Source organism: Kribbella sp. NPDC055071 (genome assembly GCF_053608045.1).
The window spans coordinates 82,672-106,360 of sequence record NZ_JBSGUS010000020.1; the positions used below are offsets into that span (position 1 = coordinate 82,672).

Consider the following 23,689-nt stretch of genomic DNA (forward strand, 5'->3'; position numbering starts at 1 on the left):
TTCTCCTTAAGCTATTTCCCCCGCCCCGAGCGAAGCGAGGGGGTTTGTAGCTCTTGCTCTTGCTTTTGGTGGTTTAGTCGTTCACCAGGCTGGTGCCGCCGGAGAACTGGGACAGCTGGAAGACGACGAACTCGGCCGGCTTCACCGGCGCGATGCCGATCTGGCAGGTGACCTGGCCGGCGTCGATCGCCTCGGCCGGGTTGGTCTCGCGGTCGCACTTGACGAAGAACGCCTCGTCCGGGGTGAGACCGAACAGTGCGCCCTTGCGCCACTCGTTCACGAGGAAGGCGCTGATGGTACGGCGGATGCGCGCCCACAACGCGTCGTCGTTCGGCTCGAAGACGACCCACTGGGTGCCGTTGAGGATCGACTCCTCCATGTAGTTGAACAGCCGCCGGACGTTCACGTAGCGCCAGGCCGGGTCGGACGACATCGTCCGCGCGCCCCAGATCCGGATGCCACGGCCCGGGAACGCGCGCAGCGCGTTGACGCCGATCGGGTTCAGCATGTCGTGCTCGGCCTTGGTGATCGTGGTCTCGAGCGCGATGGCGCCACGGACGACCTCGTTCGCCGGCGCCTTGTGCACACCACGCGACTCGTCGGTGCGGGCCCAGATCCCGGCCGCGTGCCCCGACGGCGGCACCATGATGTTGCGTCCGGTCGGCGGGTCGAAGGTCTTGGCCCAGGGCCAGTACAAGGCGGCGTACTTGGAGTCGTAGCCGGCCTGGTTCTGCCGCCAGTCCTTGATCTGCTGCGCGTTCAACGCCGGCGGCGGGTCGATGATGGCCATCCGGTTGCCCATCAGCTCGCAGTGCGTGATGACGGCCTGCTGCACCGAGTGCACGGTCTCCAGGTCGATCGCGCCGCGCTGGTAGGCGCTCATCAGGTCCGGCACGGCGACGATCGTGATGTCGTCGATCGCCTCCAGCCCGGAGAACCCGGTCCGCTCGGCGACGTCACCGACGTAGTCGGCCGCGCCGACGTCCCCGGTCACGACGGCCGGCGGGGTCACCAGCGACTTCTTGCCCTTGGCAACGGGCTCGAGGGCGGCCGACGGCGCCAGCTCCTCGAGCTTGACGAGCTTTGACTTCGCGTTCACGACGGTGGCGGCGTTGCTGGCCTTGTCGGCGCGACGGTCCGGTACGACGGGGTCGTACTCCTCGGGCTGCCGGCCGCTGGCCCGGATCGTGAGCTTGATCGAGCCCTCGGGCGCGTTCTCGGCGGTGCTGTCGGCGACCTCGACGCTGACGTCGGGGTTCTTGCCGTTGGGGCTCTCGATCGCGGTCACCTTGTAGTGGCCGAGCGTGGTCTGCGGCGGACCCGCGACCAGCTCCTTCGGGCCGGAGCCCTCGTCGGCCGCGCCGCCGATGCGGACGATGTACGCCGCCGAGCCGCCGTTCTGGATGTACCCGAACACCGCGTGGGCCAGGTACGAACCCTCGACGAAGTCACCGAAAGTCTGGGTGAACTGCGTCCAGTTGGTGATCAGGGTCGGGGTGTTCAGGGGGCCTTTCTCGGCGAATCCGACGAACGCGGCGACCGCGGTGCCGACGCCTTCGATCGGCCGCTGCCCGGCCTCCACCTCCTCGACGTAGACACCGGGCGACAGGTAGGTCGGCATGGTCACTCCTTCGAGCTGGACTGGTCTCGGATCAAGGGTCGTCGTACGGGCGCCGCACCGGTACGTCCGCCCGGACGCGGCCAAGGGAAGGAAGCACTGCACCTAAGGGCACCAAGCCGGCTGTGCAGCCGCGCTCGGGTCAGAAGGCCACGCCCAGGTCGACGCCGAACGCGTCCTTGTGCAGCAGGTTGGCCCACTGCACCGCCGGGCGGGGAACGAGCAGATTGGGATCGACGCCCGCCTTGCGGGCCTCTTCTTCGGCCGCGTGCAGAAGGGTGTTCCACTGCGGCCAGACCTTCATCCGGATGTCGCTGAACGCCGTCGCCGTCTTGGCTGTGCTCATCCCCCAGAACCCGTCGCGGCTGGCGATCTCGGCCTGGATGATGCCGAACTGCCGGCCCTGCTCGGCGTCGAATCCGGCCGCGGTCTGCTTGTAGTTCTGCACCATCGTCGCCGCCAGCGCGGCGATGTCGATCTTGGCCGCCTCCTCGGCGGTCGGCGGACCGGACACCGGGATCGCGTCGATGCCGGCCGTCTTCACCCGCTGATTGATGACGTAGACGCGGGCCGCCAGATCCTTGCGCCGTTTGCCGAGCCGCCCTTGCATGTCGGCGAGCGCGGAGCCGTCGGAGAACTGGTCCTTCTTGGCGACCAGGGCTTCGGCGAGTTTGTCGAGCTTGCCCATCGTCTCGGTGGCCTTGTCCAGCGCGGCCTGATTCTTGCCCTGGCCTTCGAGATCGAGAACGGGCTTCAGTGAATCGCCGTCGACGAGCGATGTGAACGAGCTCTTCTCGGCCGACATCTCCCCCGGCCAGTCGTAGCGCGAGCCGCCCTGGGTGGAGTCGTAGTGCCGCACGATCGCCTGCAACGCGGCGACCGCGCCGTCGTGGTCGTCGCCGTACCTGGCCAGGAGTTGTGCCATCCGGGCGTGATCGTTGCCGGTGTCGGCAATCCTTGCCCCGAGCCCCTGCCACGCCCCGAACTCGGATCCGGCGACCGGCCTGTTCCACTGAACCGGCAGCAGCGAGGTGGCGTAGATCGTGTCGTAGTCGCCGTCGGACAACTGCATCCCGGCGACGCCCTTCTTCGACTGCGCGACCTTGCTGCCGCCGGTGAAGAGTCCGACCGTCGTCGCGATCGGGCTCTTCACGAAGTTGTCGGCGAACTTCGACACCGACGTGGAGAAGTCGGTCTCCGATTTCTCGGTGGCCAGGTCGCCGCCGGCCTTCCCGTTCGGGTCGGTGGTGGTCGTGACTGTGCTCTTCTCGGAGTACTCACCCTTGAATCCGGCGACGTCGACCGACGCACCCCCGCCGGCCTTGCCGACGTACTGGTGCGAGGTGCCGGACGCGTCGGTGGCCTTCGTTTCCTCGTACCCGCTGACGTCGCTGATTCCGAGTGACACGCCGGCGACCGTGGCGGTCGTCGTACTGCTGCGGTCCTCCCCCGTGGTCGAGGTGTCGGACGTGACCAGGTTGGGGTGCTCCTTGGCGACGAACCGCAGGCCCGCGATCGTGGTGTGGTCGGAGATCAGCGCGAAGTTCTGCGCGTACTGCGGATCCTTGGGATCGAGGGTGAAGGTCAACGACTGGCTGTCGTTGTCGGTGCTGGTTCGGCTGTACCCACCGCCGGCTCCGTCCATCGACACGTTCCCGCCGAGTGTGTTGCCGGCCGAGGTCGACGCGGTGACGGTGATGACGACCTTGCCGTTCTTGACCGCAACCGACCGTTTCAGCTTCTCCCCGACGCTGCCGCCGAGCTCGACCCCGGCGCCGAACCCACCGGACTTCGTGCCCGCGCCGAGCTTGCCACCGGCATCACCACTGATCTCGAACGACGCAGCGTCGCCTTCGGTCATCGCCGCGGCCGCCTCGGGCGACATCGTCGCGGCCTGTACGCCGGTCAGCAGCTTCTGCGCCTCGTCCATACTGCCGCGAGCCGCGAGCGAGACGACCTTGAGCTCCTTCTCCGCGCCGCCCGAACCGTCCGCGGTCAAGGCGCCGAGGTACTTCTTCGTGGTCTCGGCGCTGTACACGTGCGTGAACGTGCCGGTCACCGATCCGGAGGCCTGCGCGGAGATGCTGCTGTTGCGGCTGACCCCGGAGTTCTCGTTGCCCAGGGCACCTTCGGCGGTCCGGTTGGCGCTGAGCTTGACGCCCAGGTTGATGGTCATGGTGATCTGGTACTGCACCGGATCCGAGCCCTCGACCTGGGTCACATTGACGACCCATTTGCCGTCCAGGCCGGCGGACTGACCGGTCTTGACCCCGCCGCCGCGATCCTGGGAGAAGTCCTTGCCTGCCGACGCGTACTGGCCCACGCCGTCGTCACCGGCGATCGCCCCGGCGCTGAGGTTCGTACCCGAGGACCGGCCGTTGATGTCGGTGCTGCTGCTGTAGTTCGCACCCACCTTGCCGTCGCCACGGGAGACGCCGACCGACTCCTTCTTCGTTGTCTTCATGTCGCCGATCGACTGGCTGGTCTCGGTCGACGTGCTGATTCCGCTCAGGCCCACCTTGTTGCTGGTCGATCGGCTATTGGTCTCCGCCACGCCGTCCGGGCCGTTCTGCGTCGTGGTGGATTCGCTGTCGCCCCAGGACTTCTCGGGACCGTTCGCGCCGAGTGAGAATCCGCTCGTCTTCGTCGAGGTGCTGGACGAGTTCTCGGACACGGTCGACGTGGTGTCGGTGGTCTTGCGCGTGAAACCGGAGGTGTCGATGGTGTTGGTGGTCGACTTGGACTGACTGGTCGCCGTACCGTCCTTGAGCTCGGTTCCGGTCCAGTTCGGGTCGGTGGAGACGATGCCGTTCGGCCCGAGCTTGGTGCTGCCGGGGCGGAAGTCCACGTCGTACCCGGTCCCGCCGGTCACCCCGCGGCGGGCCATCATCTCGTTCAGCTGCTGGTTGGTCGCGCCGGGGTTGTCGATCAGCTCGAGGTCGTCCTGGGCCTTCGTCCAGGCCTTCCAGAGCTCCTCCTGCTGAGCGGCGAGTTTCTTCTTGTCCTCCAGCCCCTGCACGGTGATCTCGTCGTTGTCCTCGAGCTGCTGCAGCCGGGCGACCTCGGCGCCGTGCCGGTTGTAGCTGTCCAGGATCAGCTTGTGGTCGGTCTCGAGCTCGGCCCGCATCGCATTCGCCTTGGCCCGGCTGTCCATGGCGTCGCTGACCGCCTGGTTACCGGCAAGCGACTGCAGGTCCGTGGCGGAGTCAGGACTGGAGTCCAGGCGTTGGGGTGACGCGCTGGCCTTGTCCTCGTCGGCGTACGACCGGTCCATCAGCGGGCTCCACTAGTAGTTGTCGGGGGCAACCGTCCGAGCTTGGTGTACTCGTGGTCGATCGCGGTCAGCAGGTCGTCCATCTGAACGGCGCGAGCACCGGCGGCGGCGTAATAGGCGGCGGTCACCGCGGCGGACCGGATGTCGCCACCGGCCAGCTCGAAGTCGCGCGCCAGCTCGGCCAGGTCGAGGTCTCCGCGCGGTACCGATCGTCCGAGGCACCGATCCCAGAGCAGTTCGCGTTGCCCGGCGTCCGGCTGGGGGAAGTGCACGACCAGGTCGAGCCGGCGGGCGAAGGCGTCGTCGAGGTTGGCGCGGAGGTTGGTGGTCAGGATGACGAGGCCGTCGAAACTCTCCATCCGCTGCAGCAGGTAGGAGACTTCGACGTTCGCGTACCGGTCCCGTGCGTCCTGGACCTCGGAGCGCTTGCCGAAGATCGCGTCGGCCTCGTCGAACAGCAGTACGCCGTTGACCCCGGCGGCCTCGGTGAAGATCCGTTCGAGGTTCTTCTCGGTCTCGCCGATGTACTTGTCCACAACGGTCGCGAGGTCGACGACGTACAGCTCGACTCCGAGTTCGTGCGCGATCACCTCGGCCGACAGGGTCTTGCCCGTACCGGATTCGCCGGTGAACAGTGCACTGACCCCGGAGCCACGCCCGCCGCCGGGTCGCATCCCCCAGCCGCGAATCACCTGCTCGCGGTACCGGGCTCGGACAGCGAGCTCCTCCAACCGCTCGGTCGTCTCGTCCGGCAGGACCAGGTCGTCCCAGTCGACGGCGGGCACAATGCGTCGGGCCAGCCGCTCGAGCCCGGCGCCGTTCTGCGACCGCGCGCCGGCGCGCAACAACGCACCGGACACGGGAACGCCGTCCAGTGCGGCCTGCACCCCCGCCGCCTCCGCCGCACGCCGGATGCCGTCGACGTCCAGCCGGAACGACGACATCTCGGCGTCAGGATCCAGACCGGCCACCGGCGGCAACGCCGTACGCCAGAGCGCCGCACGTTGCGCCGCCGTCAGCGCAGGCGCGTCGAGCAACGCCGGTACGACGGGAGCCCACTCCGGATCCCAGTGCCGCGTCCCGACCAGCACGACCGGTACGGGCGCCATCGCCAGCGCAGCCAGCACCGCCGGCTCGGCCGCATCAACAGGTCCGGCCAGAATCCCGGCCGACCTCAACCGGGCCTGCCGGGCCGCCGTGCGGACGATCGCCCGGGCATCCGTTGCCTTGGGCAACCGCTCGAGATTCAACGCCAGCGTGGCCAGACCGAGCTTCGCCAGCGCGGCGGCGGCGAGCCCACGAGCAGCACTTCCGGGCCGCTCTCGCAGGTACGCCGGATGCCCCGGCCGCAGCGCCCGGACGAGCCGCGCACCGAGGTCGTCCAACTCGCCGTGTACCGGGGTCGGTGGCGGAACCACGAGGTCGGCCAGCTCCGGCTCACCGGACGAACCGCCGAGCAAATGGGCCGTGACCTGATCCGGGACCCGCAGCGGCCGAGTCAGGAACGGCCGGGACACCGCCTCGACCTCGATCAGTCCCCCGGCGACCAACTGACCGCTCGGGCTGAACCGAGCGCGCGCGGCATGATCCGCGGCGGAGATCGCCAGGAGGTCGAGCACGAGCCGAGGTGTCGCCCGGCGCTGTGAGACGTCGTTGTTCAGGTAGCCGTACAGCTGCTCGAACCGCGCATCCAGGTCCGGCGCCATCGCGACGAGCAGGATCTCCACGTCCAGCTCCGACAACTCGAACGAGCGCTGCACCTCCCGCAACCGCAGCGTCGCACCGTCCGCCTCGAGCGACTCGGCCTGACGGTCCAGATCCTGCGCTCGCTGGACCAACTCCGAGTCGTCGAAGCTCGCCTGGTCCGGGGCGAGCAGGCCTTCGACGGCAGCCGTCGTGAGGTGCAGCCCACGAAACGGATCCGCGGCCGTGGCGTCGCCAGGTCGTCGGACGGCGATCAGTCCCGCGACTCGATCCTCGACCAGGGCGAGCCGGGCCAGCAGGTACTCGAGCCCGGCGTTCACGGGGTGAGGTCCGACAGGTCGACCTTGAGCGGCTCGACGATCTCGGGTCCGGCGGCGGTCAGGCGTCCGGCCTCGATCGGTATCGACAGCACCACGTCGATCGACGGCCGCAGCTCGCCGCCGAGCGCGGACCACACGTCGGCGAACGACCGGTCGTCCTCCGGCGGCAGGCCGACGGCCAGCCCGATCGGAGAAGGTGCCGTCGGCAACAATTCCGCCGGTACGACGTCGTGCACGAGCAAGGTGTCGAGCAACTGGCCGAGCAACCGGTGCTCGTCCTCGGCGCGTTGCCCCCAGACGCTGAGCAGGTAGAACAGCCGGAAGATCCGCGGCGGCGTGTGCCGGGCGACGACCCGGCCGTTGTCTCCGAAGCGCGGCACCAGCCCGCTGGACCGGCGCCGGGTGTCCTCCCGGATGTCGTACAGGAACAGGTTGACGGCCGGGCCGTTCCGCTTGGCCGCCCACTCCTTGGTCGGCGGATCGAACACCACCTGCACCCGGGCGGAATCGAGCAGCTCGCGGCGCAGCAGTGCGGCGAGGGCGGCGTCGGCTTCGGAGATCACGCTGTCACGGTAGATTCGCGACCACGTGAGGGGCAGGTGCGCGAGCGCCGTACGAAGGTCCCCTTGGGTTGCCCGTTGAGGCAGGTTGCGCAATAGGGCAGGGCACGCTGCCCCCCAAGCCGCACGTGACACTCTGCCCACCGGCCGCCGCACAGAGTTTGCTGGTCGACGTGAGTCGTATCCCGCGTGTCCCGACCGCCATCATCACCGCTGCCGCCCTCCTGGCGGCAGGCCTCGCCGTCCTCACCCTCGGCCGCGACGCCTCCGCGGCCGACCAGCTGCCGCCGTCCGTCGGCATCGCCTCCGACATCCCGGGGATGAGCCCGTCCTACCGGAACTCGGTGAGCAGCGACGGCCGATGGGTCGCGTGGGAGACAGCCGATGCCTCGGGCGGGCTGTGGGTGACCGACATGGGCCAAGCCGGTACCACGCAGAAGGTCGGCGGGCTCGACGACATCAGGCCGGCCGCGCCGTCGATGTCGGGTGACGCCGGCCTGATCGCTCTGATCGGGGATCAATCGGGTACGGCGTTGTCGGACTCGGTGGATCCGCAGCTGTACGCCGTCAACCGCCGTACGCCGGCCAGTCCGGTGCTGACGAAGGTGACCGGCACGCCGAACGACCTGCCCTACCAGCGGATGGTGAGCTGCCGGATCAACACCGGCGACGGGGACGACGACGACTGCGCTCCCAAGCTCTCGCGCGACGGCACGACCCTGGTCGCGCCGGTCTACCAGTCGATCGAGTCCGGCCAGCTGGACGTCGGCATCAACGGAGAAGGCTGGGAGACCGACCGCGGCCTCTACCCGGTACTGAACTTCGGGGCGTTCGGGACATCCGGGACGCAGGAGGTCGAGCTGACGAACACCGGAAAGCAGGCGATCATCTACCCCGACACCGGGCCGGTGATCGACGGCGACTCGACGTTCACGGTCACCGAGAACACCTGTGCCGCGACGCTGCAGCCCGGCGCGACCTGCTTCACGAAGATCTCGTTCAGTGGGAACGCCGACTGCACCGACGAGGGCAACGCCGTCCTGCAGTTCAATTCCACCAACTCGGCCGCGGGCCAGACGGCCTTCAAGCTGACCGGCGGTGGTGAATGCCCGCGGCTCGCGGCCTTCCCGCCCCGACCCGCGGCCGCGGCGGCCGACCCGAGCTGCACGGGTCCGAGCGAGTACACCGGCAATCTCCCGATCGCGGACGATCCGCACGACGGCACCGAAGGCCGGTACGGGCCCTGGTTCTCGATCGGCTCGGTCGGTGCCGGCGAGCTCAACATCGACGCGCTCGCGATCCAGAACACGATGGCCTCCGAACACACTCCGGTGCTGACCTCGGCCGGATGCGCGCTCAAACTCGTGAAACCGGCCGGGGCGACCGATGCGTGTACGCCGGACCAGCCGATCCCGCCGCATTCGTCGTGCACGGCGTACGTCGAATCCCGGCTGCCGCAGGTCGGACCGTTCTCGGCCCGGATCCAGGTCGGTGACACCGCGTACTCCGTCGGCGGCCACGCCGTCCAACGGGTGATCGCGGCGTGGCGGGACCCAAGCGCCTCGGGCAACTTCGGGAAGGCGAGCGTCGTCAGCGTGACCGGCGCCGAGGGCACCCCGATGGACGGCCTCGGTCCGACAGTGTCCGCCGACGGGCGATGGGTCGGATACGTGTCGAACACCCCGCTCGGCCGGCCCCAGAACAACCCGAACGCAGCGCAGCCCGAGACCCAGGTGTACCTGCACGACACCGACTCCGCGGGCGACAAGACCTACAAGCCCGGCGGGACCACGCTGGTCTCGCTCAAGACCGACGGCTCCCTGCCGCTGACCGCGAGCGAGCCGACCGTGTCCGACGACGGCACCCGGATCTCCTTCACCAGCTGGGAACCGGTCACCGGCGCACCGAACCAGGATCACTTCATGCAGGTGTACGTGCGCGACGTACCGAGCAAGAAGTCCGTCCTCGCCTCGGCCGGTCCGGACGGGACCAGCGCCGACTCCTGGACCCAGAGCGCGGTCCTGTCGGGCGACGGCTACACGCTGGACTACATCTCCGACGCGTCCAACCTCGGTGTCGGCACGTTGCCGGGCGGGCGCGTCATCGCCCGCGACCTGACCAAGGACTTCGCCGGCGGTCGTGGCACGAACGAACTCATCTCGCTGCGCCCGAACGGCGGGACCGGCTCGGAAGGCTGGGACCGGTTCATCTCGATCGGCCAGGACGGCACGAAGGCGACCTTCGCGAGCACCGACATCCTGGACCAGTTCAACGACGCCGATACCGAGTCCGACATCTACCAGGCCAGTCGGCACGGCAGCACCGTGACGGCCCCGGACCCGCTCGACCTCGGGACGGCCAAGGTCGGTACGGCGGCAGGCCCGCAGGCGCTGACCGTCACGAACGACGGAACCGTGCCGGTGCGGTACGAGAAGCCCAGCTTCGGTGGCACCGAGTTCGCGATCAGCCAGGACCAGTGCACCGGCCTGCTGCTCCGGCCGGGCCGGAGTTGCTCGTACCTGTTGTCCTTCACGCCATCGGCCATAGGTTTCCGCCAGGGCAGCATCCACGCCTACACCGACGACAACAGCGCCTCGGCGAACACGGTCTCGGCCGAGCTGACCGGGCACGGCACCAGCGACGCACGGACCGCGGGCGAGACCAAGCTGGTGTCGACGAACGCCGGGGACCACCTCAGCCCCGCGATCAGCGACAACGGCCAGTACGTCGCCTACCGGACCGGGCCCGCCAGCAGCGAATCCTTCCCGAACCAGATCGATATCCGGAACCAGGCGACCACCGACATCAAGACGGTCGGCACGCACGGGCGCGTCGGCCCGCCGGCCATCTCCGCGGACGGGAGCCGGGTCGCCTACAACGCCGAGGACGGGCCTTCCACGCACGTCGTCGTTGCCGACGGCTCGGGAACGCACCAGATCACCGGCACGACGTCCGATCTGACCTACCAGCGCTCCTGTGACACCGGCTTCTACGAGCGAGGGTGCCGGCCCGACATCGCCGGCGACGGCAAGACAGTCGCCTTCGGTGCCCTGCTGGACGCCCAGGCGGACAACGACGTACTGGACCTGACGCTGGAGGAGAGCGACGGCTCACAGCACCGGATCGACTCGCTGATCGACCTCGGTAACGGTGCTCCGAAGACGCTGCAGGTCGACACCAGCGTGGCGCTCACCTTCAAGAGTGCCCCGACCCTTGACCCGAACTCCGGCTTCTTCATCGAGAACAACACCTGTGAGGGTGACCTGGCCGCGAACTCCGGCTGCCAGCTCGACCTCCGGTACAACGCCTGCGCCGGCGCCGGGGTCGGGACCCTGCGGTTGAACGGCACGACGCCGCAAGGCCAGGCCGCGATCGCCCTGGTCGCGCAAGGGACCTGCATCCGCATCAATAGTCAGCCGGCAGTCAAGGCTGCCGCCGCTTGTACGCCGATCGCTCCGCCGACCGGCCGACTGCCATCCTCCTCGACCGAGAAGACGTCGGCGGGCAACATCGTGGCCGCCGCGAACCCGACCACGGTCGGCCAGGTGCAGTACCTGGCGGCGGAGGTCGTCGCGCTGCCCGGGATCCAGGACCTCAAGTTCGTCTCGAAGTGCGACTTCGCCCTGGTCACCCCGGCCACGCCGGATCCGAACCGGCCCCGGCCGTGTGTGGACGGCGAGCGGCTGCCGGCCAACGTCGGATGCACCGCGTACGTCGGTTACCGCCCCGATGCGGTCGACGTGTCCGGAGCCACCATGAACGCCACCGGATCGGGCGATCCCAGGTACTACCGCTTCTCGGGCTCCGGCATCAACCGGGTGATCCTGACCCGGACCGATCCGGCCGGCGACGCAACGTTCGCGGGTCCGCCGGAGATCGCAAGCAAGGACAGCGACGGTACGACGATCACCGGCGAGGAGCCCTCGTTGTCCGGCGACGGACGCTACCTCGCGTTCAGCTCGGACGCCGCGATCGGACGCCCGGCCGGCGGCACGTTCCAGATCTACCGCCGCGACCGGACCACCGGTACGACGATCCTGGTCTCGCAGCTGAGTGACGGACAGGTCGGGCCGGACCTGACCGACGTACCGTCCATCTCCAGCTCGGGCGACCGCGTCGCCTTCTATGCCGACGGGTACTCGGCGCCCAATTTCGCCGCCCGCAAGGACGGGGCGGACGGAGCCCGGGCGACCACCAGCGCGCGTCCCAAGGCACTCGCCGAGGGCGATGAGCACCCGAGCCAGATCTGGGCCCGGGACATCCCCAGCGGCAAGACAATCCTGGTCTCGGCGGCCGCCGGCAAACCGACGACGGGTGGCAACGGCTGGAGTGACGAGCCGTCGATCTCGGACGACGGCTCGACGGTCGGCTACTCGTCGTCGGCGACGGATCTGGTCACCGATCCCGGCAACGACAAGCAAGGCGTCTACGTCCGCTACCTGGATCCGGACTTCGCCGGAGCCGCAACTGGCGAGCGGTTCAACGAGCGGGTCTCGCTGACCGACGAAGGCGCTGTCGCCGAAGACGGGGACAGCCGGGCACCGTCGCTGAGCTCCGACGGGGCGTTCACGGCGTTCGACTCGAACTCGGACCTGGTCGCCAACACCGTCGACGACGGACTGAACGACGTCTTCGTACGGCGGCGCCCGGCGCAACTCGTGGTCACACCCGCATCGGCTGACTTCGGGCCGGTGCCGGTCGGGAAGTCCTCGAGCGCGCGGAGCATGGTCGTCAAGAACCTCGGGCCCGGGCCGGTCGCCGCCGGGCCGACCGGGGTGGCGGCACCCTTCATCGCGGGGACCAACGTCTGCTCGACGACCCTGCACCGCGGCGAGAGCTGCCCGATCGACGCGCGCTTCGTGCCAACCACCGGTGGACCGGCAACCGGCGTACTCACGACGCCGAGTCGCCAGGGATATCTACCTGGGCCGTCTGTGTCGGTCGGGCTGACCGGCACGGGTACGACGGCGGCGCCGGTGGCTCGGTGGACGGTTACGCCGGCTGCATTGGTGTTCCCGTCGACGGACCTGGGGAAGGCGGCGCCGGTCGCCGCTGTGAAGGTGCAGAACACCGGAGATGTGCCGCTGGATGTGGCTGCTGCTCTGACCAGTAGTGGTGACTTCGGGGCGACGCTCGGGGCTTGTGCCACGGTGACGCCGGGCGTGAGTTGCGACGTACCGGTGACGTTCGCGCCACGGAAGGCGGGGACTCGAACCGGCGGGCTCGTACTGACTCCGAAGTCGACCGATGCTGCGGTTGCGAGTCCGCGGCCGGCGACGGTGACGTTGACCGGGGTAGGCGCGAGCGTGCCTGGTCAGCCGGTGGCGTCGATGACGGTTGCGCCGCAGCGGCTGGTGTTCGGGCCGCAGCTCCTGACAACGGCGAGTGCGCCGAAGTCGATAGTGGTGACCAACACGGGCACGGTCCCGCTGCGGCTGATGGCGGTGACGTCCGTGCCGGACTTCGTCGCGGCGGCGGCGTGCGGGCTGGTTCAGCCGGGCAAGAGCTGTGCGATCCCGGTCCGGTTCGTTCCGACGTTGGTCGGGACGCGGATGGACGTGATCCGGGTGGCCGCATCGGCGGTCGGGGCGGTCCCACCGTTCCCGGTGCCGGTGATCGTGTCCGGTACGGCGCCGACCCCGACGCTGACCGCGGATCCGCCGACGGCGCGACCCAACCAGATCGTGATGGCGACGGGCACGAACTTCCCGCCTGGACGGCCGGTCGTCGTGACCTGGGACCTCGGTCTGGGGGCGCAGCCTGTGGTGGCCGATGCGACCGGGAAGTTCACCACCGCGATGCTGGTGTTCCGCCGGGACGCGCTCGGGCAGCGGATCCTGAACGGCACCGTGCCCGGGCTGGCCGCACCGGTACAGAGTGCGCCGGTGCTGATCATGCCGCTGAGCTACCAGCCCCCGAACTTCGTCCTCCGCTGGTGAGCACTCCGCTGGTGAGCACTCCGGGCATGAAGAAGCCGGCCCTCGCGGGAAGCGAGGGCCGGCCGGTGGTGCAGCTACTAGATGAGGCCTTCGCGGAGGGCGTAGGCAACAGCGTGCGAGCGGTTCTTCAGCTGCAGGCGACTCGTCACGTCGTGGAGGACGTTCTTCACCGTCCGCTCGGAGTAGGACAGCTCGCGGGCGATCTCCTGGGTGTCCTTGCCGTCGGCCACGAGTCGCAGCACCTGCGTCTCGCGGTCGGACAGCCCGGTGTGGGACAGCCCACGCGGTGCCAGCACGTGCCGCTGCATTCGCGACACCTGACCGAGCAACCGGCCCAGCAGATCAGGGGGCAGGCTGCCGTCACCCGCGGCGGCGGCCTGCAGAAGGTGCACGATGCGGTCGGCCGTCGCCTCGGTACGCCGAAGCACACCGGAGACTCCGAGTTCGACCGCGGTCATCAGCGCGTCGTCGTCGATCGTGCTACCGATCAGCACGGTCCGGCGACACCCCCGTTGCGTTGCGGCCCGGAGCACTTGGACGGCTCCCGCGTCCAGCGAGTCGACGGCGACCAACGCGACCACTGGCGGGGCGGTCCGCTGGTCGGCCGACTCGGTCTGCTGCAGCGCCGCCAGGTCGGCGTCACTGATCAGAGCGATCTCCGGCCGCTGCCTGAGTGCGTGCACCAACCCGAACTGCGACAGCGGGTCCAGCGCCTTTACCCAAACAGGAATACGTTGTTGCGTAGTCATACTTGTCACTCCCCCAGAGCGTTGATGAACGGAACGGATCGAATCCGTAGTCACACGAACCCCCAAAATCGTCGATTCCGATCGTGCTAGAGAACCTTCAGCCAGTCTTCAGACCGGTGACGGCCGCATCACGACCCGACGCCTAGCGTGACGCAGGGGCATTTCACCGGCGTCTCACCCCGATCTCTTGTCCGTCTGTCGCTGAAACACGCCTCCGCGGACCGTGAAATTTGCCCTTCACCAGGCCAGATGCCCCAAAGGGCACAGAAGTTACACCCCGGACCCCTCGAGCCGTGTTACACGACCGGCGGATGTGGGGTGGGCCGTCCCCGAGCCGTGTTACACGGCCGGCGGGCGGGTTGTGAGGATCTCGGGGCCGTTGGGGGTGATCGCGATGGTGTGCTCGCTGTGCGCCGTGCGGGCACCCGTGGCGCTGCGGAGCGTCCATCCGTCGTCGTCGGTGACGAGTTTGTCGGTGTCGACCATCACCCACGGCTCCAGCGCGAGCAGCAGCCCGGGGCGCAGCTTGTATCCACGGCCGGGGCGTCCCGTGTTCGAGATGTGCGGGTCCTGGTGCATCGTCGATCCGATGCCGTGCCCGCCGAACTCGGTGTTGATCGGATACCCGGCCGCGCTGAGGACCGAGCCGATGGCACGGGAAATGTCCCCGATCCGCGCCTCGGGTCCGGCCGCGGCGATCCCGGCGGCCAACGCACGCTCGGTCGTCTCGATCAGCGCGACGCTCTCAGCGGGCCGCGAGTCGCCGACGATGAAGCTCACGGCCGAGTCGGCAGCGATACCACCCAGGGAGACCGCGAGGTCGAGCGTGAGCAGATCACCGTCGGCGAGCGTGTAGGCGTTCGGCTTCCCGTGCAGCACGGCGTCGTTGACCGACGTGCAGATGTAGTGGCCGAACGGGCCGCGCCCGAAGGACGGCTCGTAGTCGACATAGCAGGACTGCGCGCCGGCGTCGACGATCATGGCCTTGGCCCACTGATCGATGTCGAGCAGGCTCGTGCCGACCGCCGTACGGCTCTTCAACGCCTGCAGGATGCCGCCGACCAACGCGCCGGTCTCCCGGGCTCGGGCCACTTCGGCGGGGGTCAGGATCTCGATCATGCGGCGCCCTTCAGTACGCAACCAATAACTATCCCGGCCATGTTATCCCGCGCGGACTGTCCGGGAAAACTATCCCGGTACTATCATTGGATCCATGGTCAGGTTGCCACTCACTCCGGCAGAGGTCGAGCGCGGCCGGCGCCTCGGCGCGTTGTTGCGTCGCGCCCGCGGGCAGCGCTCGATGCTCCAGACCGCGCTCGATGCCCGCGTGTCCCCCGAGACGCTGCGCAAGATCGAGTCGGGCCGCGTGGCGACCCCCGCGTTCACGACCATCGCCGCGATCGCCGACGTACTCGATCTCTCCCTCGATGCGGTGTGGGCCGAGCTACTCGGCCAGGGTGGTGAGAGCGCGCAGGGCGAGGCGGTAGGAGTCGAGGCCGAATCCGGCGATCGTGCCGGTGGCGACGCCCGCGACCACGCTGGTGTGGCGGAACTCCTCGCGGGTGGCGGGATTGGTTAGGTGGATCTCGATCAGCGGAGCAGTCCGCTGGGCGATCGCGTCGCGCAGTGAGTACGAATAGTGCGTGAACGCGGCCGGATTCAGTACGACGGGGATCCGGCCATCGGCCGCTTCGTGCAGCCAGCCGACCAGCTCGGCCTCGTCGTCGGTCTGCCGCACCTCGACCTCGAGCCCTAGCTCGGCGCCGGCCTTCTCACACTCCCCCACCAACTCGGCGAACGTCGTCGACCCGTACTTCTCCGGCTCCCGCGACCCCAACCGCCCCAGGTTGGGCCCGTTCAGCACCAGCACCCGCCTACTCACATCAGTCACGCCAACACCCTAGTGGTCGTCCCAGCGAACCGTAGGCTCGCGTCCGGACTCTTCCAGGTATGAGGACACCAACACTGGGGGTGCGGATGAGAGACATCCCAGGTCAGTTGATGCGCACCGATCGTGAGCTCTGGGAACGTCTCCGGCTCGCGGACGAGCAGGCGCTGACCGAGTTGTTCCATCGGCACAGTGACGCAGTCTACAACTTCGCGTTCCGCCGTACGGCGTCGTGGTCGCTGGCCGAGGACGTCGTACAGGCGACGTTCATCGCGGTCTGGCGGCGGGCCCGGCTGGGCAAGGTCGACGAGCTGACGCTCGAGTCGGCGCGGCCGCTGCTGCTGGTCATGGCCGGCTACGAGTGCGGCAACGCGCTGCGCTCGACCCGCCGGCAGGACGCGCTGCGGAACCGGATCGAGCTGGTCGACGCCGCCGACACGACGGTTGCCGACCACTCGGCGGTCACCGCGGCCCGGGTCGACGACGAACGCGCGATGAGCGATATCCGTCGATTGCTCGACAAGCTCCCGGTGAAACTGCGGGATGTCGTCGAGCTGGTCATCTGGTCGGAGTGCTCGATGGCCGAAACGGCCCGCGTCCTCGGTATCCCGGAAGGAACAGTCAAATCCCGGCTGTCCAGGGCTCGCAGCCTCCTGGCCGGCACGTCTTTGGAGGGCCTGAAATGACCACGAAGCTCCCGACCGACCGGCCGCTCCCGCACAAGCAGGAGATCCTCGAACGAGTCCTGGCCGAAGCCGTCCAGGGCGATCACCGCCGCCGCGGCTGGCTCGTGCCCGTGGGTGCGGCAGCATCGATCGCGCTGGTCGCCGGCGGCGTGCTCGTCGCCACAGCCGGCCACGACCAGACGCGGCAGGCACCGACAGCCGGCCCCGCGTCCAAGAACCCCTCGAAGGCACCCGCCACCGTGCCCCGGAAGCCGCCGTTGACCAGGCCGCTCCCGTCCGAGATCGACATCGACCTCGGGCCGCTCACCGCAGCGGAGGAGGCCGCGGCGGCGCAGAACTGCCTGAGCCAGTCGGGCGACGCGAATCAGGCGACGCAGATCGGCCACGCGACCAGGGTCATGTCCTGGGTGCCTGGCAAGGTGGACAGCACGGTCGCGTTCACGACCGCGCCGGAGGGCCTTCGTGTCGGCTGTGCAGGCCCTCCGACCGCGATGGAGGCGGCAGTCGTCGGCGGCGATCGCGCTGCGGCGAAACGGTACAAGATCGCCCTCAACCAGCCGGACGCCACGCACCCGGCAGCGCCGACCGAGGGCAATGGTTCCTACCAGTTCATCGACTTCGACAAGAAGCCCGACCTGGTCGTCAAGGACGCCTGGTACCGCGTGGACGAGCGGGTCGCGTCGATTCGCCAGCGCTGGGTCATGCGCGGCAAGCCCGGACCCTGGTACGTCGCGAACGCCCTGGACGGACTGGTGTTCCTTCGGTCCTGGGACGAGTCGACGGCGCTGAAGCTGGGCGAGACGGTCCGCGTCGAGACTCAGGTCCTCGACAAGGACGGGAAGCTGCTCGACGCGCCGGGAGACCAGAAGGGCGGCGGCGGACTGACCCCCAGCCCCGGCACCACCCGGGTCGACGAAGGCAAGGTCATCGCCAACCCGGAGGGAATGATCGACTTCAGGTGACCTCGGCGTACGCCGCGACCAGGAGGCTGGGGTCGGGAGCTTCGAGGATCGTCGGCTTGGCGAGGGCGTCGAGGACGACGAAGCGGAGGCGGTCGGCGCGGGTCTTCTTGTCGAGCTTCATCGCGTCCTGCAGGTGCGGCCAGGCGTCGGCGCGGTAGCTGACCGGGAGGCCGACGGAGGCGAGGACGGCGCGATGGCGATCAGCCGTCGCGTCGTCCAGCCGTCCGGCCGCGCGGGCGAGCTCGGCGACGAAGACCATGCCGATACTGATCGCGGCGCCGTGCCGCCACTTGTACCGCTCGACCCGCTCGATCGCGTGCCCGAGGGTGTGACCGTAGTTCAGCGCCTCACGGCCGATCCGGCCGCCGACGGTCGTCGTACGCTCGCGCAGATCCGCGCCGACCGTGTCCGCCTTCACCTGGATCGACCGCGCGATCAGCTCCTCGGTCGCGTCGTACGACGGACTCGTGGCGCCGGCCGGATCCTTCTCGACCAGGTCGAGGATCACCGGGTCCGCGATGAACCCGCACTTGATCACCTCGGCCAGCCCACTGATGTAGTCGTTGCGCGGGAGCGTCTCGAGGGCCGCGAGGTCGCACAGCACGCCGGCCGGCTCCCAGAACGCGCCGACCAGGTTCTTCCCCTCGGCCGTGTTGATCCCGGTCTTCCCGCCGACGGCCGCGTCGACCATGCCGAGCAGCGTGGTCGGGATGTGCACGACCTTCACCCCGCGCAGCCAGGTCGCGGCGACGAAGCCGGCCAGGTCGGTCGTCGTACCGCCGCCGATGCTCACGATCGCGTCCGAACGGGTGAAGCCCGCCTGCCCGAGGACCGACCAGCAGTACGCCAGCACCTCGGCCGACTTGGCTTCCTCGGCATCGGGGATCTCGATCGCGTGCGCGGTGTACCCGGAGGAGGTCAGGTCGTCGCGGACCGCGTCGCCACTCGTCCTGAGCGCGCGGGGGTGGATGACGGCGACCCGCTGCACGCCTTCGCCCAGCAGGGCAGGGAGTTCGCCGAGCAGGTTGTTGCCGATGACAACGTCGTACGGCGCGGCCGCGGCCACCTGGATCCTGGTGGGCTGGGTCGTCACTGCAGGTGCGCCAGGATCTCGTCCGCGATCTGCGCCGGGGACTTGCCGTCGGTGATCACGGTCAGCTTGGCGACTTCGCCGTACAGCGGTCGCCTTGCCTCCATCAGGTTGCGCAGCTGGGTCCGAACGTTGCCGAGCAGCAACGGGCGTGCGACACCGAGCCCGACCCGCTTGACCGCCTCGCCGAGGCTGACGTCGAGGAAGACCACGGTGTGGCCACCCAGATCCGCGCGGGTGTCGGCGTCGAGGATCGCGCCACCGCCCAGCGACAGCACCTCGCCGTCATCCTTGAGTGCGGCGACGACCGCGTCCCGCTCGAGGGCGCGGAAGTGCTCCTCGCCGTGGTCGACGAAGATGTCCGAGATCGGCTGTCCGGCCGCGGCCTCGATGTCCGTGTCGGTGTCGCGATGCCGCGCACCGAGCCGCTGCGACAACACCGCCGCGATCGTCGACTTGCCCGACCCCGGCGGCCCGACCAGGACAACGACAGGGCTCACTGGTCCCACTCCCGCGGTGTGATGGTCGTGGGGAGGTTCGCCAGGTACGACTTGTGGTTCCGCGAGGTCTCGGCGACCGAGTCGCCACCGAACTTCTCCAGCGCGACCTCGGCCAGCACCAGCGCGACCATCGCCTCGGCGACGATCCCCGCCGCCGGCACGGCACAGACGTCCGAACGCTGGTGATGCGCGGACGCGGCCTCGCCGGTCGTCGTGTCGATCGTCCGCAACGCCCGCGGCACGGTCGCGATCGGCTTCATCGCGGCCCGGACCCGCAGGGTCTCGCCCGTACTCATGCCGCCCTCGGTGCCACCCGACCGCCCACTGGTCCGGCGGATGCTGCCGTCCTCGGCCACGATCTCGTCGTGCGCCTTCGACCCCGGTGTCCGCGCGAGCTCGAACCCGTCGCCGAGCTCGACACCCTTGATCGCCTGAATGCCCATCAGCGCGCCGGCCAGCTTGGAGTCCAGCCGGCGGTCCCAGTGCACGTAGCTGCCGAGGCCCGGCGGGAGCCCGTCCACGACGACCTCGACCACACCACCGAGCGTGTCGCCGGCCTTCTGCGCGAGGTCGATCTCCTCGACCATCGCCTTGCTCGCATCCGCGTCCAGGCAGCGCACCGGATCCGCGTCCAGCGTGGCGACATCGTCGTACGACGGGATCACGCCGTACGGAGCCTTGATCGTGCCGAGCTCGACCACGTGGCTGACGACGGTCACGCCGTACGCCTGGCGAAGGAACCGGGCCGCGAGCTCGCCGAGCGCGACGCGGGCCGCGGTCTCGCGGGCACTCGCCCGCTCGAGCACCGGGCGGGCCTCGTCGAACCCGTACTTCTGCATACCGGCCAGGTCGGCGTGGCCGGGCCGCGGGCGGGTCAGCGGCGCGTTCCGGGCCAGCTCCGCCAAGGTGGCGGGGTCGACCGGGTCCGGGCTCATCACCTGCTCCCACTTCGGCCACTCGGTGTTGCCGATCTGGATCGCGCACGGGCTCCCGAGCGTCAGTCCGTGCCGGAAGCCGCCGACGAAGGTCACCTCGTCCCGCTCGAACTTCATCCGGGCTCCGCGGCCATACCCCAGCCGACGACGAGCCAGGGCATCGGCCACCTCATCAGTGGTGACCTCAACCCCCGCGGGAAGACCTTCAAGTACGGCGACGAGCGCTTGTCCGTGCGACTCGCCGGCAGTGAGCCAGCGCAGCATGCCGCAATCTTCCCACGCCCACCCCAACCCCCTGTCCCCGGTCTCAGGTCCGTGGGATCAGCGGGCGGGATCAGGCGTTAGTGGCAGGTTTGGGTGGGTTCGGGGGAGTCGCCGCGGAGCGAGAGGACCACGTCGAAGGTTTTGACGATGGTGGAGGTGTCGCAGGAGGTGGAGGCGTTGGCTGCTTGACCGCCGGCGATCGCGGCGCCGGTGAGGGCCGTGGTGGCGAGGGCCGCCAAGGCCAGGCGCCCGGCGGTACGACGGAATGCGGGGGTCATCATGCGCTCCTTCTCGATCTGTTTCCTGATGTATCGACCGTAGAAGTTCCGACCTTGCAGAGAACTGGCTCTGGAACCCGTCTTGGGGGTAGCGCTGGCACCACCATCGATAGGGTTCTGGCATGACCGAGGTGGAGTGGCCGGCGCGGGTTCGTGGGTGTCTGCTGGGCGGGGCGATCGGGGACGCGCTCGGTGGACCGGTGGAGTTCGAGGACGGCCGCTCGATCGTGGCGAAGCACCCTGACGGTGTCCGGATCTTTGTGCCGGGCGGGGTGGGGTGGCCGGCGGGGACGATCACCGACGACACGCAGATGACGTTGTTCACCGTCGAAGGGCTGATCCAGGCGAGCATCCGGACAGAGCGCGGGATCGGGTTCACGGTCGCGGTGGTGCATGCGGCGTACGACCGGTGGCTCGACACGCAAACGCTGCCCGGCCCGAGCCGCGACGGCGGCCTGCAGGGTCAGCAATGGCTCTACGCCCGCCGAGCACCGGGTAACACCTGCCTCACTGCACTGACGGACACCCGCCGCGCGGCAGCCGGATTCGGCGCGCAGGCCGTGAACGACTCCAAGGGCTGCGGTGGCGTCATGCGGGTGGCGCCGTTCGGGCTGATGCCGACAGGGTTCACCACCGAGTGGGTCTTCGACGCTGCCGCGGAGGCGGCCGGCTATACGCACGGCCACCCGACCGGCAAGCTCGCGTCCGGCGCGCTGGCCGCGATCATCCACGAGATCTGTGCCGGCGCGACTCTGGACGCTGCGCTCGACACCGCCGCGCACCTCCTCGCCCGGCATCCGAACCACGAAGAGACCAGTACGACGCTCTCGTTCGCGCGCCACCTGGCTGCGACGGCTCCCCCGGGACCGGTCACGGTCGAGCGACTGGGCGGCGGATGGATCGCGGAGGAGGCGCTGGCGATCGCCGTGTACGCCGCCCTCGCCTACCCCGCGCCCGAGCAGTTCCTGGATGCGCTCGCGCTGGCGGTGACGCACAGCGGCGACAGCGACTCGACCGGCGCAATCTGCGGGAACATCCTCGGCGCCCTCTACGGCGAGACGGCCCTGCCCCCAGAGCTCGCCTCGACCATAGAGGGCCGTTCTGTCATCCTCCAGCTCGCTGACGCCTTCGTGCTGGAGTTCAGCCTTGCTTCGGGTCGATACAGCGCCAGCTGATACTCCCGGCCAGGCTCCCGGCGCCCCCGCGGAGACGAGGCAGATCGACCTTGCCGGAACCGTCCCGGCGCAGGTCGATCTTCGCCGCCCCGTCATCGCTCTCGTACGTCGTCTCGTCGACCTGCACCGACCCCGACGCCGCCGCCTCCGTCACCTTCGGCAGCCCCGGCTCGTCCGACTCCAGCGTGCTGGTCACACAGAGCGCCGGAACGGACTGCGGCGCACACTCCTTGGGTACCGGCCCATTCCCCTGTGAAGGGCCAGTTGTCCCCGGTACGCCGGTGGACCCGGCGACCGGCGTGGACACACTCGGCACATCAGAACCGCGGCCACTGCGCCGAGACCGTTGAGGAGCGTTGCGCGCACGGTCAGCCTGCAGCCGTCGGCAGCTTCATGCCCTTGCAGTTGTCCACCATGTACTGGTTCAACGCCCGGATCGCGTTGCTGTACTTGGTGATCGCCGCTTGGTCGTTCTCCGTGACTTTGCCGGACGCGACCAGCTCATAGCCGGACGCGAGGTCCTTCAACGGCTGCTTCAGTTCGTCGGGTGCGACGTCGACCAGAGCGTTCAACCGCTTGGTCAACGCTGCACGGACTGCGGCGTCGGACTGGGGCTGGCTCCATTTGCCAAGGTCAACCGCGGCGCCGTTCTCGATCACACCGCAGAAGCCGCCATCGGTCCCACCCGGCGCCTCAGCCGGCTTCGAGGCTGGTGCGGAGGCGGGTGCAGACGCCGGCGCAGAGGCGGGGGCGGACTGCTGCGAGGTCGGCTGATTGGCCGCGGCGGGCTTGGTGTCGGCCGCGCTGTCGCTGTCCGAGCAGCCGGTCAGAGTCAGTGCCAGCCCGACCAGCGCGACGCCGGCAATCAAATGGACCCGTCGAAAGTTCATGAGTTCTCTCCCCAAGTGGATTGCGTAGCTCCACTCTCGGAGGACGGCATCTCACCGATATCTCACCCCGGTCTCACCGCGGCTTGCTCGCATCAACCATCTGGTTGAGCCGGCCCGATCAGCCGATGTGCAGCCTCATCCGATGTACAGGCGCTCGAGGGGTGCGCCCAGGAACACACCGGCCAAGGCACCCGCGAGCATGAACGGCCCGAACGGGACCATCTGCTTGCGCGTCATCACCTTCCCCACGATCAGCACGATCCCCACGATCGCGCCGAGGAAGAACCCGCCGTACAGACCGCTGGCGAACTGTCCCCAGCCCAGCCAACCCAGCGCCAGCCCGAGCAGTCCGGACAACCGCACATCACCAAATCCGACGCCGCGCGGAAACGCGAACCAGAGCAGATAGAACACCCCGAACCCGATCGCTGCGGCGATCACCGCTCGGCGCAAAGATCCCCACTCCCCCGACACCACGGCCGCACCGAGCAGCGCCAGACCGATCAGGGCGTACGACGGCCAGATGATCACCGACGGCAGATACCGCGTCCGAGCGTCGATGTACCCGAGCACGGCGCCCGCGACGGCCAGCAGCAACCAGGCCGTCAACGCGGCCGACGTACCCAGCTTCCACCCGAGCAATCCACCGGCCACTGCAGCCAGACCACCACACCAGTACGCCGCGCGCGATCCGGCCAGCGCCGCGTACGGGACCTTCGTCTCCCCGTCCTCGAGCACCGGCTCAGGGATGTGCCGCAGCAGCCAGGGCCCCGCGACGTACGCCGAGAGCCCGCAACAGACCACGCCGATCCCTGCGGCGAGCGTTGCGTGGTCAGCGGGCACGATCCAGGAGCCTA

The 23,689-nt window shown here is 69.1% G+C and carries 18 protein-coding genes and 1 pseudogene; 5 read left to right on the forward strand and 14 right to left on the reverse strand.

Features of this window, described 5'->3' with window-relative positions; all coding sequences use genetic code 11:
• Positions 1-73 precede the first annotated feature (73 nt).
• The 4 genes from ACWF4Z_RS29345 to ACWF4Z_RS29360 form a co-directional block, all read right to left on the reverse strand.
• Positions 74-1,621: a phage tail sheath family protein gene (locus ACWF4Z_RS29345; RefSeq protein WP_452246390.1), complete on the reverse strand. Its 1,548-nt coding sequence runs from the start codon at positions 1,619-1,621 to the stop codon at positions 74-76.
• Positions 1,622-1,760: 139 nt separating this feature from the next.
• Positions 1,761-4,892 (reverse strand): hypothetical protein, encoded by a 3,132-nt coding sequence (locus ACWF4Z_RS29350; RefSeq protein ID WP_452246391.1) that lies wholly within the window; start codon positions 4,890-4,892, stop codon positions 1,761-1,763.
• Positions 4,892-6,916, reverse strand: a complete 2,025-nt coding sequence (locus tag ACWF4Z_RS29355; RefSeq protein WP_452246392.1) for an ATP-binding protein — start codon at positions 6,914-6,916, stop codon at positions 4,892-4,894. Before ACWF4Z_RS29355 ends, ACWF4Z_RS29350 begins: the two co-directional genes overlap by 1 nt.
• Positions 6,913-7,479: a DUF4255 domain-containing protein gene (locus tag ACWF4Z_RS29360; RefSeq protein ID WP_452246393.1), complete on the reverse strand. Its 567-nt coding sequence runs from the start codon at positions 7,477-7,479 to the stop codon at positions 6,913-6,915. The genes ACWF4Z_RS29355 and ACWF4Z_RS29360 overlap by 4 nt, the downstream gene beginning before the upstream one ends.
• Positions 7,480-7,649: 170 nt before the next feature.
• Here ACWF4Z_RS29360 and ACWF4Z_RS29365 point away from each other — a divergent pair, with 170 nt between their 5' ends.
• Positions 7,650-13,415 carry a choice-of-anchor D domain-containing protein gene (locus tag ACWF4Z_RS29365; protein WP_452246394.1) on the forward strand — a complete coding sequence of 1,922 codons (5,766 nt, stop codon included), beginning with the start codon at positions 7,650-7,652 and terminating at the stop codon, positions 13,413-13,415.
• Positions 13,416-13,492: 77 nt separating this feature from the next.
• Here ACWF4Z_RS29365 and ACWF4Z_RS29370 read toward each other — a convergent pair whose 3' ends face one another.
• Together ACWF4Z_RS29370 and map are read right to left on the reverse strand one after the other, a co-directional pair.
• A complete protein-coding gene (locus ACWF4Z_RS29370; protein WP_452246395.1) occupies positions 13,493-14,164 on the reverse strand; it encodes a LuxR C-terminal-related transcriptional regulator in 672 nt (223 codons plus the stop codon).
• Between the two features lie 339 nt (positions 14,165-14,503).
• On the reverse strand, positions 14,504-15,283 hold the full coding sequence (gene map / locus ACWF4Z_RS29375) for a type I methionyl aminopeptidase (RefSeq protein ID WP_452246396.1): 780 nt from the start codon (positions 15,281-15,283) through the stop codon (positions 14,504-14,506).
• A gap of 94 nt (positions 15,284-15,377) precedes the next feature.
• On the opposite strand from map, the pseudogene ACWF4Z_RS29380 reads away from it, so the two are divergent.
• A pseudogene (locus ACWF4Z_RS29380) lies at positions 15,378-15,596 on the forward strand (helix-turn-helix domain-containing protein); the annotation flags it as partial.
• A gap of 12 nt (positions 15,597-15,608) precedes the next feature.
• On the opposite strand, the gene aroQ reads toward ACWF4Z_RS29380, so the two are convergent.
• Positions 15,609-16,046: a type II 3-dehydroquinate dehydratase gene (gene aroQ, locus ACWF4Z_RS29385; RefSeq protein ID WP_452246459.1), complete on the reverse strand. Its 438-nt coding sequence runs from the start codon at positions 16,044-16,046 to the stop codon at positions 15,609-15,611.
• 119 nt (positions 16,047-16,165) lie between these two features.
• Here aroQ and ACWF4Z_RS29390 point away from each other — a divergent pair, with 119 nt between their 5' ends.
• Together ACWF4Z_RS29390 and ACWF4Z_RS29395 are read left to right on the forward strand one after the other, a co-directional pair.
• A complete protein-coding gene (locus tag ACWF4Z_RS29390; RefSeq protein ID WP_452246397.1) occupies positions 16,166-16,738 on the forward strand; it encodes an RNA polymerase sigma factor in 573 nt (190 codons plus the stop codon).
• Positions 16,735-17,700 carry a hypothetical protein gene (locus tag ACWF4Z_RS29395; RefSeq protein ID WP_452246398.1) on the forward strand — a complete coding sequence of 322 codons (966 nt, stop codon included), beginning with the start codon at positions 16,735-16,737 and terminating at the stop codon, positions 17,698-17,700. Before ACWF4Z_RS29390 ends, ACWF4Z_RS29395 begins: the two co-directional genes overlap by 4 nt.
• Here ACWF4Z_RS29395 and aroB read toward each other — a convergent pair.
• From aroB to ACWF4Z_RS29415, 4 genes are all read right to left on the reverse strand, one after another.
• On the reverse strand, positions 17,693-18,793 hold the full coding sequence (gene aroB, locus ACWF4Z_RS29400) for a 3-dehydroquinate synthase (protein ID WP_452246399.1): 1,101 nt from the start codon (positions 18,791-18,793) through the stop codon (positions 17,693-17,695). The two genes, ACWF4Z_RS29395 and aroB, sit on opposite strands and share 8 nt — an antisense overlap.
• The gene (locus tag ACWF4Z_RS29405) at positions 18,790-19,290 is read right to left on the reverse strand and encodes a shikimate kinase (RefSeq protein WP_452246400.1); all 501 of its coding nucleotides are present in this window, start codon (positions 19,288-19,290) and stop codon (positions 18,790-18,792) included. Before ACWF4Z_RS29405 ends, aroB begins: the two co-directional genes overlap by 4 nt.
• Positions 19,287-20,489, reverse strand: coding sequence for a chorismate synthase (aroC, locus tag ACWF4Z_RS29410; RefSeq protein WP_452246401.1), 1,203 nt, complete (start codon positions 20,487-20,489; stop codon positions 19,287-19,289). Before aroC ends, ACWF4Z_RS29405 begins: the two co-directional genes overlap by 4 nt.
• A 77-nt stretch (positions 20,490-20,566) precedes the next feature.
• Positions 20,567-20,770 carry a hypothetical protein gene (locus ACWF4Z_RS29415; RefSeq protein ID WP_452246402.1) on the reverse strand — a complete coding sequence of 68 codons (204 nt, stop codon included), beginning with the start codon at positions 20,768-20,770 and terminating at the stop codon, positions 20,567-20,569.
• A 119-nt stretch (positions 20,771-20,889) separates the two neighbouring features.
• Between ACWF4Z_RS29415 and ACWF4Z_RS29420 the strand changes: the two genes are divergently transcribed.
• Positions 20,890-21,942, forward strand: coding sequence for an ADP-ribosylglycohydrolase family protein (locus ACWF4Z_RS29420; protein WP_452246403.1), 1,053 nt, complete (start codon positions 20,890-20,892; stop codon positions 21,940-21,942).
• On the opposite strand, the gene ACWF4Z_RS29425 is transcribed toward ACWF4Z_RS29420, so the two are convergent.
• The 3 genes from ACWF4Z_RS29425 to ACWF4Z_RS29435 form a co-directional block, all read right to left on the reverse strand.
• Positions 21,908-22,138, reverse strand: a complete 231-nt coding sequence (locus ACWF4Z_RS29425; protein ID WP_452246404.1) for a hypothetical protein — start codon at positions 22,136-22,138, stop codon at positions 21,908-21,910. The two genes, ACWF4Z_RS29420 and ACWF4Z_RS29425, sit on opposite strands and share 35 nt — an antisense overlap.
• A 172-nt stretch (positions 22,139-22,310) precedes the next feature.
• A complete protein-coding gene (locus ACWF4Z_RS29430) occupies positions 22,311-22,832 on the reverse strand; it encodes a hypothetical protein (RefSeq protein ID WP_452246405.1) in 522 nt (173 codons plus the stop codon).
• 135 nt (positions 22,833-22,967) lie between these two features.
• Positions 22,968-23,675 carry a prepilin peptidase gene (locus ACWF4Z_RS29435; RefSeq protein WP_452246406.1) on the reverse strand — a complete coding sequence of 236 codons (708 nt, stop codon included), beginning with the start codon at positions 23,673-23,675 and terminating at the stop codon, positions 22,968-22,970.
• Positions 23,676-23,689 lie beyond the last annotated feature (14 nt).